At 64.3% G+C, this 15,526-nt stretch carries 16 protein-coding genes and 2 tRNA genes; 12 read left to right on the forward strand and 6 right to left on the reverse strand.

Going from position 1 to position 15,526, the window contains the following annotated elements; all coding sequences use genetic code 11:
• Nucleotides 1–31 precede the first annotated feature (31 nt).
• The gene (locus KO538_RS07000; RefSeq protein WP_070301256.1) at nucleotides 32–616 is read left to right on the forward strand and encodes a response regulator transcription factor; all 585 of its coding nucleotides are present in this window, start codon (nucleotides 32–34) and stop codon (nucleotides 614–616) included.
• 168 nt (nucleotides 617–784) lie between these two features.
• On the opposite strand, the gene KO538_RS07005 is transcribed toward KO538_RS07000, so the two are convergent.
• From KO538_RS07005 to KO538_RS07015, 3 genes are all read right to left on the reverse strand, one after another.
• Nucleotides 785–1,291 (reverse strand): carboxypeptidase-like regulatory domain-containing protein, encoded by a 507-nt coding sequence (locus KO538_RS07005; RefSeq protein WP_072455108.1) that lies wholly within the window; start codon nucleotides 1,289–1,291, stop codon nucleotides 785–787.
• 154 nt (nucleotides 1,292–1,445) lie between these two features.
• Entirely contained in the window at nucleotides 1,446–2,273 is an 828-nt protein-coding gene (locus KO538_RS07010; protein WP_219327875.1) for a siderophore-interacting protein, read from the reverse strand.
• Nucleotides 2,274–2,295: 22 nt separating this feature from the next.
• Nucleotides 2,296–2,844: a PadR family transcriptional regulator gene (locus tag KO538_RS07015; RefSeq protein ID WP_219327876.1), complete on the reverse strand. Its 549-nt coding sequence runs from the start codon at nucleotides 2,842–2,844 to the stop codon at nucleotides 2,296–2,298.
• A gap of 221 nt (nucleotides 2,845–3,065) precedes the next feature.
• Here KO538_RS07015 and KO538_RS07020 point away from each other — a divergent pair, with 221 nt between their 5' ends.
• Nucleotides 3,066–3,443 (forward strand): DUF3052 family protein, encoded by a 378-nt coding sequence (locus tag KO538_RS07020; protein ID WP_219327877.1) that lies wholly within the window; start codon nucleotides 3,066–3,068, stop codon nucleotides 3,441–3,443.
• A 7-nt stretch (nucleotides 3,444–3,450) separates the two neighbouring features.
• On the opposite strand, the gene queG is transcribed toward KO538_RS07020, so the two are convergent.
• Nucleotides 3,451–4,542, reverse strand: a complete 1,092-nt coding sequence (queG, locus tag KO538_RS07025) for a tRNA epoxyqueuosine(34) reductase QueG (protein ID WP_070301251.1) — start codon at nucleotides 4,540–4,542, stop codon at nucleotides 3,451–3,453.
• A gap of 78 nt (nucleotides 4,543–4,620) precedes the next feature.
• Here queG and tsaE point away from each other — a divergent pair, with 78 nt between their 5' ends.
• Genes tsaE through KO538_RS07040 form a run of 3 tightly spaced genes read left to right on the forward strand, consistent with a single transcriptional unit; the run spans nucleotide 4,621 to nucleotide 7,321 of the window.
• Nucleotides 4,621–5,109 (forward strand): tRNA (adenosine(37)-N6)-threonylcarbamoyltransferase complex ATPase subunit type 1 TsaE, encoded by a 489-nt coding sequence (gene tsaE / locus KO538_RS07030; RefSeq protein ID WP_034746843.1) that lies wholly within the window; start codon nucleotides 4,621–4,623, stop codon nucleotides 5,107–5,109.
• Nucleotides 5,073–6,470 carry an N-acetylmuramoyl-L-alanine amidase gene (locus tag KO538_RS07035; protein WP_070301249.1) on the forward strand — a complete coding sequence of 466 codons (1,398 nt, stop codon included), beginning with the start codon at nucleotides 5,073–5,075 and terminating at the stop codon, nucleotides 6,468–6,470. Before tsaE ends, KO538_RS07035 begins: the two co-directional genes overlap by 37 nt.
• Before the next feature lie 14 nt (nucleotides 6,471–6,484).
• Nucleotides 6,485–7,321, forward strand: coding sequence for a D-hexose-6-phosphate mutarotase (locus tag KO538_RS07040; protein WP_219327878.1), 837 nt, complete (start codon nucleotides 6,485–6,487; stop codon nucleotides 7,319–7,321).
• Here the strand turns inward: KO538_RS07040 and KO538_RS07045 are convergent.
• Both KO538_RS07045 and KO538_RS07050 read right to left on the reverse strand, forming a co-directional pair.
• A complete protein-coding gene (locus KO538_RS07045) occupies nucleotides 7,318–8,349 on the reverse strand; it encodes a carbonic anhydrase (RefSeq protein WP_181878015.1) in 1,032 nt (343 codons plus the stop codon). The genes KO538_RS07040 and KO538_RS07045 overlap by 4 nt on opposite strands.
• Nucleotides 8,350–8,506: 157 nt before the next feature.
• Nucleotides 8,507–9,157 carry a VTT domain-containing protein gene (locus tag KO538_RS07050; protein ID WP_034746831.1) on the reverse strand — a complete coding sequence of 217 codons (651 nt, stop codon included), beginning with the start codon at nucleotides 9,155–9,157 and terminating at the stop codon, nucleotides 8,507–8,509.
• Nucleotides 9,158–9,405: 248 nt separating this feature from the next.
• Between KO538_RS07050 and KO538_RS07055 the strand changes: the two genes are divergently transcribed.
• The 7 genes from KO538_RS07055 to KO538_RS07085 all read left to right on the forward strand — a co-directional run bounded on the left by KO538_RS07055 (nucleotide 9,406) and on the right by KO538_RS07085 (nucleotide 15,516).
• Nucleotides 9,406–10,344, forward strand: coding sequence for a peptidylprolyl isomerase (locus KO538_RS07055; protein WP_219327879.1), 939 nt, complete (start codon nucleotides 9,406–9,408; stop codon nucleotides 10,342–10,344).
• A 69-nt stretch (nucleotides 10,345–10,413) separates the two neighbouring features.
• Nucleotides 10,414–12,321: a DNA mismatch repair endonuclease MutL gene (gene mutL / locus KO538_RS07060; protein WP_219327880.1), complete on the forward strand. Its 1,908-nt coding sequence runs from the start codon at nucleotides 10,414–10,416 to the stop codon at nucleotides 12,319–12,321.
• 113 nt (nucleotides 12,322–12,434) lie between these two features.
• A complete protein-coding gene (gene miaA, locus KO538_RS07065) occupies nucleotides 12,435–13,382 on the forward strand; it encodes a tRNA (adenosine(37)-N6)-dimethylallyltransferase MiaA (protein WP_219327881.1) in 948 nt (315 codons plus the stop codon).
• A 228-nt stretch (nucleotides 13,383–13,610) separates the two neighbouring features.
• A tRNA-Met gene (locus KO538_RS07070) sits at nucleotides 13,611–13,687 on the forward strand.
• 59 nt (nucleotides 13,688–13,746) lie between these two features.
• Nucleotides 13,747–13,823: transfer RNA gene (locus KO538_RS07075), tRNA-Met, on the forward strand.
• Between the two features lie 182 nt (nucleotides 13,824–14,005).
• A complete protein-coding gene (locus tag KO538_RS07080; RefSeq protein ID WP_219327882.1) occupies nucleotides 14,006–14,533 on the forward strand; it encodes a sigma-70 family RNA polymerase sigma factor in 528 nt (175 codons plus the stop codon).
• Nucleotides 14,530–15,516 (forward strand): FecR domain-containing protein, encoded by a 987-nt coding sequence (locus KO538_RS07085; RefSeq protein ID WP_219327883.1) that lies wholly within the window; start codon nucleotides 14,530–14,532, stop codon nucleotides 15,514–15,516. The genes KO538_RS07080 and KO538_RS07085 overlap by 4 nt, the downstream gene beginning before the upstream one ends.
• Nucleotides 15,517–15,526: the final 10 nt, after the last annotated feature.

The following is a 15,526-nucleotide window of genomic DNA, read 5'->3' on the forward strand; positions in this document are numbered from 1 at the left end:
TAATAACGCATAACGACAAGCCGGAGACCCCATGCTACACATCATCGACGACGAAGAGGTCGTACGCGACTCCCTGTCCTGGCTGGCCGCCTCGCGCAGCATCGAGGCGCGCAGCTACGCCAGTGCCCAGCAATTTCTCGATAGCCTCGATGGCAACTTCGACGCCGCCGGCGACTGCGTGCTGCTCGACGTGCGCATGCCCGACATGAACGGCATCGCCATGTTCGACCAGCTGGTCAAGCGCGACCTGACGGCGCGCCTGCCCGTGATCTTCCTCACCGGCCACGGCGACGTGCCGATGGCCGTCGACAGCCTGAAACGGGGCGCCTTCGATTTCTTTGAAAAACCGTTCAACGACAATGACCTGATGGACCGCGTGCAGCAAGGCCTGGCCAACTCGCGCCAGGCGGGCGAACTGGCCGCCGTGCACGCGCGCCTGGCCACGCTGTCGACGCGCGAACGCGAAGTGCTGGACCTGATTTTGGCGGGCAAGATGAACAAGGTGGTGGCCGACAAGCTGGGCATCAGCATGCGCACCGTGGAAGTCCACCGCGCGCATATCTTCGACAAGATGCAGGTCAAGACAGCGGTGGAGCTGGCGGGGTTGTTGAAATGATGACGCTGATGTTGGATTACGCGACGCTGACGCGCCGCTAATTCAACCTACATTGCAATGCAGGTCGGCGTAGGCGTAGGTCTTCTTAGCGCGCAGCGCGTAAGCCGACACCACCACTCAAGACGAAGGTAAAGCGGGCGCGGTTGTTGGCGACAACGGAAACGGGGCTTACCGCGTCAGCATGACCGTCGAGACCTTGCCATCCGCCACCGTCACTTCGGAGGTCAGCGTGCCGCCCTGCTTGCTTTCGACGGGCGTGAAGGCGCCCGGATAGAACACCGACCACGTCACGTTGGTGGTGACGTAATAGGTGCCATCGGGGACTTCCGTAAATTCGAACCGGCCGTCGCTGTCGGCCATGGTCGTGCGGTCATAGTCGCGGATCTTCGGGCTGACGGTGCCGACCACCTGACGCTTGTACAGCGAGGCAGGCAGCATGGCCAGCTTGCGGGCATACTCCGTCTTCGGACGCAAAGTGACCTTCTCGCCACCGGCCTTCTTGAATTCGCCGCCCTTGGTCTTCATGAAGGCCTGGCCCTTGACACCGCCAGTACCGGTTTTTTGCAAGGCGTCATATTCCGCCTGCTGGAATTCCGGCATGACAACGGGTGGACGCGGCGTCGAGCATCCCATCAGCACTGCGGCCAGCACGCTCAAAGACAGTAATTTCAACATTTCCCCCTTGAATATTATTTCTATAAAAAAATATTATATGCAATTGGAAAGTTAAAAACCAGGCAATCGTCTCATGCGCGAAGCGGGCCGCTGGCTGGCGCGGCACATCAGGCGTAGGTCGGCTTAGCGCGCAGCGCGTAAGCCGACACCACCATCACTCATCGTGATGTTCATGATGCTCGGCCGCCCCATGCTTCCAGTAACTGGCCACATGCAGATGCTGCTTCGGCACCCCGCCTTCAATAAAGTGCCCGCGCAAGCCCTGCACCTGCGCATGCTCGCACGCCACCCACACATAGCCGTCGCCCTCTGACGGCAGCTTGACCTGACGCAGCGCGTCCAGCAGCAGCGGTCCCTTGCGGCCATTGCGCGCGACCCAGCGCACCTCCAGCTGCGCCGCGCAATCGAGCGCGATCTGCTCGCCGTCTTCGACGATCTCGATCACGGCAATGGCCCACGCCGTGGCCGGCAGCTGCTCCAGGCGGCGGGCGATGGCCGGCAAGGCCGTCTGGTCGCCCACCAGCACATACCAGTCGAAGTCGAGCGGCACCAGCATCGAGCCGCGCGGACCGCCCACGCCCAGGGTCTGGCCCGGCTGCGCTTGCGCCGCCCAGCTGGCCGCAGGGCCGTCGCCATGCAGCACGAAGTCGATTTCCAGCTCGCGCCGCGCGGCGTCGTAGCGGCGCGGCGTGTAGTTGCGGGCGATGGGGCGCGCGCCTTGCGCGTACTGGATGGGATTCGGGCCATTGCCCAGCACGGGGAACACGGGAGTAGTCTGCCCCGGGGCGGGGAAGAACAGTTTCACGTGGTCGTCGTGCGCCGGCGAGACAAAGCCATCGAGGTCGCCGCCCGCCAGCGTGATGCGGCGCATGTGCGGCGTGATCTGTTCGGTGCGCACGACGGTGAGCACGCGCAGTTTCAAGTCATGCCGCACGCGTTCGATGGCGTGCGGGCGTGGCGCTGTAGTTGATACAGTAGTCATTGGGTATCCTTGTAAAGTGGGCTCAGTGGCCGTCGACGATGGCGTTCGCCGCCTGTTCCAGCACGGCGGAGACGCGCTCGGCTTCCGCGTCGCTCCAATTGGTCTTGTTCAGCAGCAGCGCATGCTTCAAGGTGTGCATGGCCTGGTGCACGCGCTCGGGCAAGGCCTTGCGCGCCTGGACGCGGGCAAACATGTCGAGGCGGGCCAGGATGCCGTCGACCTGGGCGCGGTTCTCGTCGAGATATGCGCGGCCCAGGTCCGTGATCGTGTAGAGCTTCTTGCCGCTGGCGCTTTCGGACGACGTCACGTGGTCCTGCTCTTCCAGCAGGGTCAAGGTGGGATAGACGGCGCCCGGGCTGGGGGCGTACGCGCCGCCGCAACGCTCTTCGATGGCCTTGATGATTTCATAGCCATGGCGGGGGCTGATTTCAATCAGCGCCAGCACGATCAGCGGCAGGTCGCCGCGGCCGAAGACGCGCTCGGCCCGTTCGCCACGTCCGCCGCGCCCGCCAGGACCACCGCCGATGCCGTCACCGCGCTCGTCGAAGCCGCGCGGGCCGCGGCCATGCATGGAGTATTCGTGGCGATGCTCGCCATGATGGTGGTGGTGATGCTGGCCGCAATGGCCGTGATGATGATGGCCGCCGTGGCCGTGTTCTGTATGGTGTGAGTTTCTCATGTTTTCTCTTTAAAGATATATCGTTAGTAGGTATCGCTATTTTATAACGATATATCGATAAGTCAAGGAAAAATTTGTTATGCTCGTCTTTTCCCACTCCACACGCCGATGCCATGCCTGACAAAACCGCCGTTGACAAAATGTATGTGAAAAATGCCACGGCCCTGGCCGTGCTCAATGACGGCGGCGAGCATGAGCAATTGCTGGCGCAGTTGCCGGCCGAGCGGGTGGTACGGGAAGGTCAAAATGCCGACTGGATACTGCTGTTCGCGCGCAGCCGCGCGGAACTGGAGCAGTTCCTGCCGGCGGCGCAAGCGCGCCTGGCGCCGGGCGGCGCCGTCTGGGTGGCGTACCGCAAGGGTGGAATCAAAGCGGGCAGCGATATCCACCGCGACGATATTCGCCTGTATGCACAGGAATCAGGGCTCGACAGCGTGGCGATGGTCGCCATCGACGCGGACTGGTCGGCGCTGCGCCTGAAGCAGGTGTAAGGACGGTCTAGGCGATGCCGTGCAAGGCCAGCGCCCATTCGACGTGTTCGCGCACGATGGCCGACGGGTGCTCGCGGCGCGACAGCAAGGCCGCGACGATGTCGGCCTGGCCTTTGGCCTTGGCGGCCGCATTGCCCATGCCGACGGCCAGGTTGCGCAGCCAGCGCTCGTGGCCGATGCGGCGGATCGCGCTGCCTTCCATGCGGCGGTTGAATTCCTCTTCCGTCCAGGCGAACAGCTCCACCATGCCGGCGCTGCCCAGGCTGTGGCGCTCGTCGAAGTCCGGCACGACGGCGCGCTGGGCGAACTTGTTCCACGGGCAGACGGTCTGGCAATCGTCGCAGCCATACACCTTGTTGCCGATCAGGGGGCGCATCTCGACGGGAATGGCGCCCTTCAATTCGATGGTCAGATACGAGATGCAGCGGCGCGCGTCGAGCTGGTACGGCCCGAGGATGGCTTGCGTCGGGCACACCGTGATGCACGCCGAGCACTGGCCGCAGCGCGGGGTCTCCGGCGGGTCGACGGGCAGCGGCACGTCGATGAGGATCTCGCCGAGGAAAAAGAAGGAGCCGCCCTGGCGGTTGATCAGCAAGGTGTGCTTGCCGCGCCAGCCCAATCCCCCTTTTTGCGCCAGCTCGACTTCCATCACGGGCGCCGAATCGCTGAAGACGCGGTAGCCGAAGTCGCCGATCTCGCCCTTGATGCGGTCGGCCAGCTGCTGCAGGCGCGAACGCATCACCTTGTGATAATCGCGGCCGCGCGCGTACACGGAGATCACGGCCGCTTCGGGATCGGCGTCGCGCGCCGCCTCGCGTTCGCGCCAGTCCGGTCCCAGCGCCGGCGGCAGATAATTCATGCGGGCGCTGATGGCGCGCACCGTGCCCGGCACCAGTTCGGCCGGGCGCGCGCGCTTCATGCCGTGGCTGGCCATGTAATCCATTTCGCCGTGATACCCTGCATCGAGCCAGGCTTGCAAGGGCGCTTCCATGTGCGACAGGTCGACGTCGGCGATGCGCACCTCGGCAAAACCCAGCTCGCGCCCCCATTCCTTGATGGTGCGCGCCAGGACGGCGAGATCGGTGACGGTGGCGGACATAAGGGACTTTACGGAAAACGGCAGGCGCGCGGGCGGTTACAATGACAGCAGCCTCCATTTTATGCGATACCGAAGATAATGACCGAACACTTCAAAGCCCACCTCCACGACGAAGCCGGCACCGCCGCGCTGGGCGCCGCGCTGGCGCGCGCGCTGGCGCCGGGCCTGGCGATCTACCTGCACGGCGACCTCGGTGCCGGCAAGACGGCCCTCACGCGCGCCCTGCTGCACGCGGCCGGCCATGCGGGCCACGTGAAAAGCCCCACCTACACCTTGTCCGAACCGTACACGGTGCAGCTCGATGGCCAGCGCGTCAACGTCATCCACTTCGACCTGTACCGCATGGGCAGCGCCGAGGAATTCCTCGATGCAGGCTTTCGCGAAGACTTCGACGGCCGCAATATCTGCATCGTCGAATGGCCGGAGAAAGCCGAACCGGTACTGCCGCCGGCCGACCTGAATATTTATTTGAACGTTGCGGGTACAGGACGTGATGTAGAATTGCAAGCGTCTTCTGAATTGGGTCTGTCATGCCTTCACCGTCTCAAATTCGCCCCGAACCTTTGATCTCCTCGCCCATCACCCGGCGCACGGTACTCAAGGCCGGCGGCACCCTGCTGTTGTCCGTGTTCGCGCCCATGTCGGCGATGGCGGCGCAAATTCTCGCCGTGCGCGTCTGGCCGGCCGAGGACTACACACGCGTCACCCTGGAAAACGACAGCATCCTCAAGGCGACCCACTTCATCGTCAAGGATCCGGAACGGCTGGTGGTCGACATCGAGGGGCTGGAACTCAATCCCACCTTGAAGGGCCTGGTGGCGAAGATCCAGTCGAACGACCCGTACATCAAGCAGGTGCGCGTGGGCCAGAACCGGCCCAACGTCGTGCGCCTGGTGTTCGACCTGAAAGAGGAAGTCACGCCGCAGCTGTTTACCCTGCCGCCGGCCGGCTCCTATAACCACCGCTTGATCTTCGACCTGTATCCCGTGCGCGAACCGGACCTGATCGCGCAGATGATCGAAAAGGGCGACTGGTCGAGCGACCCGGCCAAGCCACCGATGGCCGACACGCACACACCGCCGCCCGCGCTGCCCCTGCCCGAAAGCGGCAAGCCGCCCGTGGCCACCGTCACGCCGGCAACGCCGATCGTGCCGCCCGTGCCCGACGTGCGTCCGGAACAGCGCCCCGAAGCGCGCCCCCTGCCTGGCCAGAAAGTGGTGCGCATGATTACCATCGCCCTCGATCCCGGCCACGGCGGCGAAGACCCGGGCGCCATGGGCAGCCGGGGCAGCCGCGAAAAAGACGTGGTACTGGCCATCGCCAAGCGCCTCAAGACCAAGCTGGAACTGCAGCCGAACATGCGCGTCATGCTTACGCGCGACGCCGACTTCTTCGTCCCGCTGGGCATGCGCGTGGAAAAAGCGCGCAAGGTGCAGGCCGACCTGTTCGTCTCCATCCACGCCGACGCCTTCATCCAGCCGACGGCGCGCGGTTCGTCCGTCTTCGTGCTGTCCGAAAAGGGCGCTACCTCGACGGCCGCGCGGTGGCTGGCCAACAAGGAAAACCAGGCCGACCTGATCGGCGGCGTGAACGTGAAAAACCACGACAAGCAGCTGGCCAGCGTGCTGCTCGACCTGTCGACGACGGCGCAGATCAATGACAGCATGAAGCTGGGCAAGGCCGTGCTGCGTGAAATCGGCGGCATCAACCGCCTGCACAAGGGTTCCGTCGAACAGGCCGGCTTCGCCGTGCTCAAAGCGCCGGACATCCCTTCCATCCTGATCGAGACGGCTTTTATTTCGAATCCGGAAGAGGAAGCCAAGCTGACCGACAACGGCTATCAGGACCAGATGGCCGACGCCATCGTCACGGGCATCAAGAATTACTTTGCGAAGAATCCGCCGCTGGCGAAAAGCCGCCTGACCTGACATGAAAGCCTAGCATGAGCGAGAGTATCTTTGGCGAGCTGCCGGCCGTGACCATCCGCGCGGCCGATGGTGCGCAGGCGACCGTCACCCTGTACGGCGGCCACCTGGTCTCGTGGCAGACCAGCGATGGCCAGGAGCGCCTGTTCTGCAGCCGCGATTCCGCCCTCGACGGCAGCCGCGCCATCCGCGGTGGCGTACCCGTGATCTTTCCCCAGTTCGGCGCGCGCGGCACGGGCATGCGCCACAGCTTTGCGCGCGTGGCGACGTGGCAGCTGGAATCGAGCGGCGACACCGATGGCGCCGCGTGGGCGCAGTTTGTCCTGACCCAGGCCGACTTGCCCGAAGCGATCGCCGCCAGCTGGCCCTGGGCCTTCACCCTGCGCCTGCGCGTGGCCGTCAAGGCGCAGGCGCTGGAACTGGACCTGTCCGTGCACAACACGGGCGAGCAGGCGTTTCCGTTTTCGGCCGCCCTGCATACGTATTTTTCGATTGATGATTTGAGCGAAGCGCGCATCAAAGGCTTGCAGCGCGTGCGCTATTCGGACGAGACGCCGCAGGATGCCCTGCAGGCGGAAGAAGTGCTGCAATTTTCGGACAAGCTCGACCGCATCTACTACCAGCTGCCGGGCGCCTTGAGCCTGCAGTCTGGCCGCCATACCCTGCGCCTGGAGCAGCAGGGCTTTACGGACGCCGTCGTGTGGAACCCGGGCGCGCAAGACGCGGCCGCCCTGCCCGACCTGGCCGACGACGAGCAGCCGCGCTTCATCTGCATCGAACCTGCCCTGATCCAGCCCGATACGCTGGCCGCCGGCGCCGACTGGACGGGCCGCCAGCGCCTTGAGTTTATTTAATTCGATTCCTTGATGATGCGGCCATTGGTCGGCTGAACCGGGCGCGCATTCAAGGGATACAGGCGGCTGAACAGCGCCATCTGCGCCGGCGATGCCTGCACCGGCTGCTTCATCACCATCCACAGCACGCCTTCGCTGCAAGGCGGCTCCGTCATCGATCCCATATACGTGTAGTAATCGCGCCGCGCCGGCAGCATTTCGGCCGGGTCGAGCAGGATGGTCGGCTGCATGGTCTCGAATTTTTCCAGCGGCAGGTTGTTCCACACGGTCTGGATGGTCGCTTGCGGCGCACCGCGTTCGAGCAGCAGCGCCAGCACGGCTTGCCGGCCTTCCGCGTCGCGGTGCACGAGGTGCACCACCATCTCGAAGGCCTTGCCATTGATACGCTCTTCGGACGGGCGGTGGAAATGGAATTGCTGCAGCTCGAACATGCGGTTCTGCACCGTGATGTAATTGCCGCCGCTCACGCCCACCTGCACCGTGTGGCCATTGTCGACCACATTGAACGACGACGGGCGGTAGTCAAAGCTGATCTGCTCGAGCTCCACCTTCATGCCATCGCGGATATCGATCGGCGACTGGCGGCTGCCATTGCCGCACTTGCCCCAGTCGACGTTGATCTTGCTCCAGTTGGCCGGGCCGCTGTCGCCCTCGTACGACCAGTGCGTGCCGCGCGCCACGGGCGGCGGTGGCGGCGGCGCGGCCTTCACCACGGCGGCGCGCTTGGCGCGGGCGGCGGCGCGGGCCGCCTGGGTGGCGCGCATTTCCGCCAGGCGCGCGGCGATGCGTTCGGACAGGTCGACTTCGGCCGCTTCCTCCTTTTCGCGCGCCGTGGGCGCGACGACGACAGGCGCCTTGGCCTCCTTGCCCTTCACCGATTCGGTCAGGGTTTTCATGGCGGCCGCGCGCGCCGACGCCGACATGGGCGCGGATGCGGTGGCGCTCGCCGGGGCGGGGGCATCTTTGGCGCTTGCCATGGCCGTCATCACGGCAAGGCTGCAAGCTAACAGGGCGCTCAAATGTCGCATGGAAATCCAGAAAGTGAGAATACCTTCTGGTTTACGGCTGTAAAGCAACAAAACTTGAATCAGGGCAGGAGCAAAACAGAAGTACCGAAGAGAAAACGGGATCCAGGGCCAGCTGCGGACGGCGCCGCAGCATGCTTGCCCTGGATCTTTGCAGCAATTACGCCGACTTGCCGACCATGCGCTTGTAGAGTTTCCACATGCCGCCCAGTACCACCGGCACGACGGCGGCGCCGACACCGATCAGCACGATCAAGGTCAGATGGTCGCGGATCCACGGGATATTGCCGAAGAAGTAGCCGGCCGTGACCAGACCGACCACCCACAACAGGGCGCCCGTGATGTTGTACATCTGGAAGCGCACATGCGTCATGTCGGAAATGCCAGCCACGAACGGGGCGAAGGTGCGCACCACCGGCACGAAACGGGCCAGGATGATGGTCTTGCCACCGTGCTTTTCAAAGAATTCATGCGTGCGGCGCATGGCGTCCTTGTTGATCCAGCGGTAATCGTGGGTAAACACCCTCTGTCCGATGGCCTCGCCTATCCAGTAATTGAGCGTATTGCCCGTGATGGCCGCCGTGACGAGCAGGAAGATCAGCAAGCCCAGGTGCATCTGTCCCGTCGCGCAAAACGCGCCGGCGATAAACAGCAAGGTATCTCCAGGGAAGAAAAACAGCACCACGAGGCCTGTCTCGCAAAAAATAATGGCGAACAGCACCGCATACACGAGGGTGCCGTACTGCTCGATCAAGATACCCAACGTCTTGTCGACATGCACGATCATGTCGAGGAATTGCACAAAATCCATATATTTTTCCCTAAAGGTAGCGGCGGAATCATACACCACCCGGCCCGCGCAACGGCAGTCCCCGGGCCGATATTTCTGGATTAATTCTCCGGCGCCCTTGCGCGTGTGGCAATTTAAGTAAAGGTTAAGGAAACACCATATCGGCAGGCAACTCTCAGGATTACGGTATGCAATGTTTTTACGACGAAATATTGCCATTCCGGTATACACTTTCTGCACGACGCAACCCGCGTCGACCAGGAGAAAACATGTATCGACACCCACTGAGCGGCCTGACCATGGCCACCGTACTGGGCCTTGCACAGCTGGCTGCCCACGCGGCGCCCGTCCAGATCAAGGCGCCCGCCGAACTGCCCGCCAAGGCGACCTTGGCCGACGTGATCAAGGCCTCGAAGCCGTCCGACTGGCGTCCGCTGGACCCGGACAACACCCTGTACCTGGACATTCCCGCCGGCCGCGTGGTGATCGAACTGGCACCGGACTTCGCGCCCAAGCACGTGGCCAATATCAAGGCCCTGGTGGCGGGACAGTATTACGACGGCCTGGCCATCACGCGCGCGCAGGACAACTGGGTGGCGCAGTGGGGCGATCCGAACGAGAAGAATCCCAAGCCGATCCAGCATGCGCAGCGCACCCTGCCCGGCGAATTCACGGTACCGCTGAAAAATATCAAGAGCTTCACGCGCCTGCCGGACGTCGACGGCTATGCGCCGCAAGTGGGCCATTCAAACGGTTTCCCGTCCGCGCGCGATCCGAAAACGGGCACGGCCTGGCTCACGCATTGCTATGCCACCGTGGGCGTGGGCCGCGACAGCGCCAGCGACAGCGGCGGCGGCACGGAACTGTACGCCGTCATCGGCCAGTCGCCGCGCCACCTGGACCGCGACATCACCGTCGTCGGCAGGGTCGTCTCCGGCATGCCATTGCTGTCCACCCTGCCGCGCGGCACGGGACCCATGGGCTTTTATGACAGCCCCGAGAAAAACGTGCCGATCAAGGCCATCCGCCTGGCCGCCAGCGTGCCGCCCGAGCAGCGCAGCAAGCTGGAAGTGATGCGCACCGACAGCGCCGCCTACCAGGCCGTACTGGAAGCCCAGCGTCACCGCGGCGGCCCGTGGAGCAAGGTCACGGCCGGCCACGTCGACGTGTGCAATGCGCCGATACCGGTGCGGGAGGTGGGGAAGTAGGCCAACTTTTAGCCCAAGAGCAAGGGCTGGGGTCAGACCCGACGGGTCTGACCCCGGTATAATTGGCGCATGAACGCTCCCATTACGCCCCACCGCCCGATCCAGGCCCTGCCTGACCAGTTGATTTCGCAAATCGCCGCCGGCGAGGTGGTCGAGCGGCCATCGGCCGTCGTCAAGGAACTGCTGGAAAACGCGCTCGACTCGGGCGCCACGCAGATCACGGTGCGGCTGGAAGAAGGGGGCGTGAAACGCATCGCCATTACCGACAACGGCCGCGGAATCGACAAGGATCAGCTACCGCTGGCCCTGGCGCGCCACGCCACGTCGAAGATCGCCTCGCTGCACGACCTGGAAAACGTGGGCACCCTGGGCTTTCGCGGCGAGGCGCTGGCCTCGATCGCCTCGGTGGCCGCCGTCACCGTGACCTCGCGCACGATGGATGCGGCCCATGCGTGGGAAATCGTCGGCTCGCACAATGGCAGCGTCTCGCCGTCGTCGGGCGCGCACGGCACCACGGTCGACGTGCAGGACCTGTATTTCAATACGCCCGCGCGGCGAAAATTCCTCAAATCCGAGCAGACGGAATACGGCCACTGCGCCGAAGTCGTGCGCCGCATCGCGCTGGCGCGGCCCGACGTGTCGTTCTCGCTGTCGCACAATGGCCGCACCATCGACCAGTGGAATATCAGCGAACTGGCCAAGCGCAGCGCGCACATCCTCGGCAATGACTTCGCCGAAGCGCGCCTGGCGCTGGACGAATCGGCCGGCAGCCTGCGCATACACGGCTTTGCCGGCTTGCCGACGGCATCGAAGGCGCGCGCCGATGGCCAGTTCTTTTATGTCAACGGGCGCTTCGTGCGCGACAAGCTGCTGGTGCACGCCGTGCGCATGGCCTACCAGGACGTGCTGCATGGCGACCGTTTTCCATCGTACGTGCTGGCGCTCGACCTCGACCCGGCCCTGGTCGACGTCAACGTGCACCCGTCGAAGATCGAAGTGCGCTTCCGCGACAGCCGTTCCGTGCACCAGTTCGTCTTCCACGCCGTGCAGCGCGCGCTGGCGCAGACGTCGGCCACAGCGTTTGGCAGCGTGCCGGCGCCTTTGCCAGCTGCTTCCAGCCTGGGCGGCGATACCGCCAGCGCGGGCTTGGGTGGCCCCGGCATCTGGCGCCGCGAGCAGACGCAAACGTCGTTCGGCGCGCAATTCACGAATACCTTTGCGCCCGCCTCGCCCGGCGCGAACCTTCCCTTCTTTGCCGACGCGCCGGGCGTGGCCCAGGACACGGCGGCCTATGGCGCCCTGTTCGGCGGCGGTGCTGCATCCTCGCCGATCACGCAGGTGGAGCCGTACATCGCCTCGCCCGAAGCGATGGCGCGCGAAGAGTATCCGCTGGGCTTTGCCCTGGCCCAGCTGCATGGCATCTACATCCTGGCACAGAACACCAAGGGCCTGGTGCTGGTCGACATGCATGCGGCGCACGAGCGCATCCTGTACGAGCAGCTGAAAAACGCGCTGCAGGCGCAGGTCTCCGGCCAGGACATGCAGGTGCAATCCTTGCTGATCCCCGTCACCTTCTATGCGGACGCCATCGAAGTATCGACGGCGAATGAAAACCAGGACACATTGAAAGCGCTGGGCTTCGATATCGCGGCCCTGTCGCCCACCACGCTGGCCGTGCGCAGCGTGCCGACCCTGCTCAAAAACGCGGACGCGCAAACCTTGGCGCGCGACGTGCTGCGCGACGTGCGCGAATACGGCGGCTCGCGCGTGCTGATCGAGCGCCAGAACGAATTGCTGGGCACCCTGGCCTGCCACACGGCCGTGCGCGCCAACCGGATCTTGTCGGTGCAGGAAATGAACGCCCTGCTGCGCCAGATGGAAAGCACGGAACGCGCCGACCAATGCAACCATGGCCGGCCCACGTGGGTGCAGGTCGAGATCAACGCGCTCGATAAACTGTTCCTGCGCGGCCAGTAGACAATAGAGACAGTAGGTCGGATTAGCGCAGCGTAATCCGACACTGCAGCGGCGGCATCACGTCGGATTACGCTTGCGCTAATCCGACCTACGCATCACCTTAAAGAATCAATATGCTAAACACCCCACACCTCCCCCTGGCCGTCGCCATCATGGGCCCCACGGCCAGCGGCAAGACGGCCAGTGCGCTGGCCATCGCGCAAGCGATTCCGTCCGAGATCATCTCCGTCGATTCCGCCCTCGTCTACCGCGGCATGGATATTGGCACGGCCAAGCCGTCGAAGGAAGAACTGGCCCAGGTACCGCATCATCTGATCGACATCATCGACCCGCTGGACGCCTATTCCGTGGCGCAGTTCCGCAACGATACCCTGCGCCTGGTAAGCGAAATTTCCGCGCGCGGTAAGCTGCCGCTGCTCGTCGGCGGCACCATGTTGTACTTCAAGGGCCTGGCCGATGGCCTCGACGATCTGCCCGGCGCCGATCCTGTGCTGCGCGCCCAGCTGGAAGAGGACGCGGCCGCCATCGGCTGGCCCGCCATGCATGCGCGTCTGGCGCAGCAAGATCCCGTCACGGCAGCGCGCCTGGCGCCGCAGGACGCGCAGCGCATCGGCCGCGCGCTGGAAATCATCGCCCTGTCCGGCCAGCCCATGTCAGCCCTGCTGGACCGCCGCGAAAAGACCGTGCTGCCGTTTCAATTGCAATCGTTCGCGCTGGAACCGTCGGACCGCGCCGTGCTGCACGCGCGCATTGCCGCGCGTTTCGACCTGATGCTGAAAAACGACGCCCTGCTCGATGAAGTGGATGGGTTGCGCCGGCGCGGCGACCTGCACCCGGGCCTGCCGTCGATGCGCTGCGTGGGCTACCGCCAGGCATGGGACTACCTCGATGGCCGCATCGACCGCGCCGCCTTGCGCGAGACGGGCATCATCGCCACGCGCCAGCTTGCCAAGCGACAGCTGACCTGGTTACGCTCGATGCCGGAACGCATCGTCATCGATTGCCTGGGCGCTGATCCGGCCTCGGCCATGCTGGCACAAATTGTCCCTTTGCTGAAATAAGCGTCGCCACACAACAACTAGCCAAGCGCTAGGCTCGACTTAGGCTACGCTCAATGTCGGAACGCATCGTCATCGATTGCCTGGGCCCTGATCCGGCCTCGTCCATGCTGGCGCAGATCCAGCCGTTATTGAAATAATCATGCCTGCGCCGGCGCGTGAAAAAACCGCACATTTTTTTGCGTCGGCATTGACAAGGAATTGGGAAGACTGGATAATGCTCGGCTGTTGGGTGATATAGCTCAGTTGGTTAGAGCACAGCATTCATAATGCTGGGGTCGGTGGTTCAAGTCCACCTATCACCACCAAAGAACATCGATCAGGTTTCCCCTGGTCAAAACGAGCATCCGGTCTGACCGGTCTGTTTGGTGATATAGCTCAGTTGGTTAGAGCACAGCATTCATAATGCTGGGGTCGGTGGTTCAAGTCCACCTATCACCACCAAGAATTTGCAGTATGAAGAACCCGCCCCTGCCCCGTGCAGCGGCGGGTTTTTTCATTTCCGGCAGCACCACGCATGCGGCCTGCGCGCAACACCAGCCCCATCCACATGCAATCGGGGATTGTGACAAGTCGCCTCTGCCGCTTACAATGAGAATAATTCTCATTTATATTATTCATCCCCCATGTCCGCCATCCAGCCCAGCCTGCAACAGCAAGTGCACACGCTCTACAGCGAGCATCACGGCTGGCTGGTGGGCTGGCTGCGCAAGAAACTCAGCTGCCCGCATGGCGCGGCCGACGTGGCGCAAGACACTTTTTTACGCATCATCGCCTCGCGCGACGCCCTGTTCGGCATGCGCGAGCCGCGCGCCTATCTGTCGACGACGGCGAAGCGCTTGCTGCTCGACCGCGCGCGCCGGCAAGTACTCGAACGCAGCTACCTGGCGGAACTGGCCCTGCTGGCCGACAGCCTGCCCGGTGCGCCCTCGCCGGACGAGATCCTGATGGCCGTACAGGCGCTCGGGCAGATCGCCACGGCGCTGGACGGAGTATCCGCCAAGGCGCGCGACGCCTTTTTGCTGCACTACCTGGAAGAGCAGCCGCAGGCCGCCGTCGCCGCGCAGCTGAACGTCTCCACGCGCATGGTGCAAAAATACCTGGTGCAAGCCTTGCTGGCCTGCCGCCACGCCTGCCCGGCCATGGCGGCATGAGCGGCACGCGCACCGATATCGCCGCCGAGCAGGCCGCCCGCTGGATCGTGCAGCTGAGCGCCGACGACCCGGCCGAGCGCGACATGGCGCGGGCCGGCTTCGCCGCGTGGAAGGCGGCCGATCCGCTGCACGCGACAGTGGCCGCCGGCATGGAAAACCTGCTGCGTCAATTGCATGCCGTGCGCGAGCCGGCCGGCGGCGACCATCGCCCCGCGCGCGCCGCCCTGGCCGCCATCGCGCCCAAGCGCCAGCGTCTGCGCCAACTGGCCGCCGCCAGCGCCGTGGCCGTGCTGGTACTGACCGGCGCGCTGGTCCTCGGCGAGCGCCCCGCCTACCTGCTGGCCGACCTGCGCAGCCCCACGGGGCAATGGCAGACGCACACCCTGGCCGATGGCAGCCGCCTGACCCTGGCCGGCGGCAGCGCCGTCAACGTGCGCTTCAATGCGGGCGAACGGCATGTGGAGCTGGTGCAGGGCGACATCCTCGTCGATGTGGCCAAGGATGCGCAACGCCCCTTCATCGTCGACAGCAAGCAGGCGGCGATCCGTGCGCTGGGCACGCGCTTTGCCGTGCGCAGGGAAGACGACGCCACCATCCTGAGCATGCTGGAATCCAAGGTGCTGGCGCAGGTGCCGCAGCATCGGGCCGTCGTGGTGCAGGCAGGCCAGCGCACGCGCATCACCGACGATGGCGTCGGGCCACTGACCAGCATCGATGCGGCCAGCGTGCAGCAAGCGTGGCGCGCGCACCAGCTGGTGGTCGACGACTTGCCGCTGGCCGACGTGCTCGACGAGCTGGCGCGCCACCGTCACGGCCAGCTGCATTACGACCGCGCGCAGATCGCCGGCATCCGCGTGGCGGCCGTGCTGCCGCTGGACGACACGGACAAGGCGCTGCAGCTGCTGATCGACAATTTCCCGCAGCTGCGCATCCGCATGCTGACGCGCTACCTGGTGATGGTGGACGCCCCCGCCAAAAAGTAAATATTTTTTG

The sequence above is a fragment of the Janthinobacterium sp. NKUCC08_JDC genome (assembly GCF_019345575.1).
Classification (GTDB): Bacteria; Pseudomonadota; Gammaproteobacteria; order Burkholderiales; family Burkholderiaceae_D; genus Janthinobacterium; species Janthinobacterium aestuarii.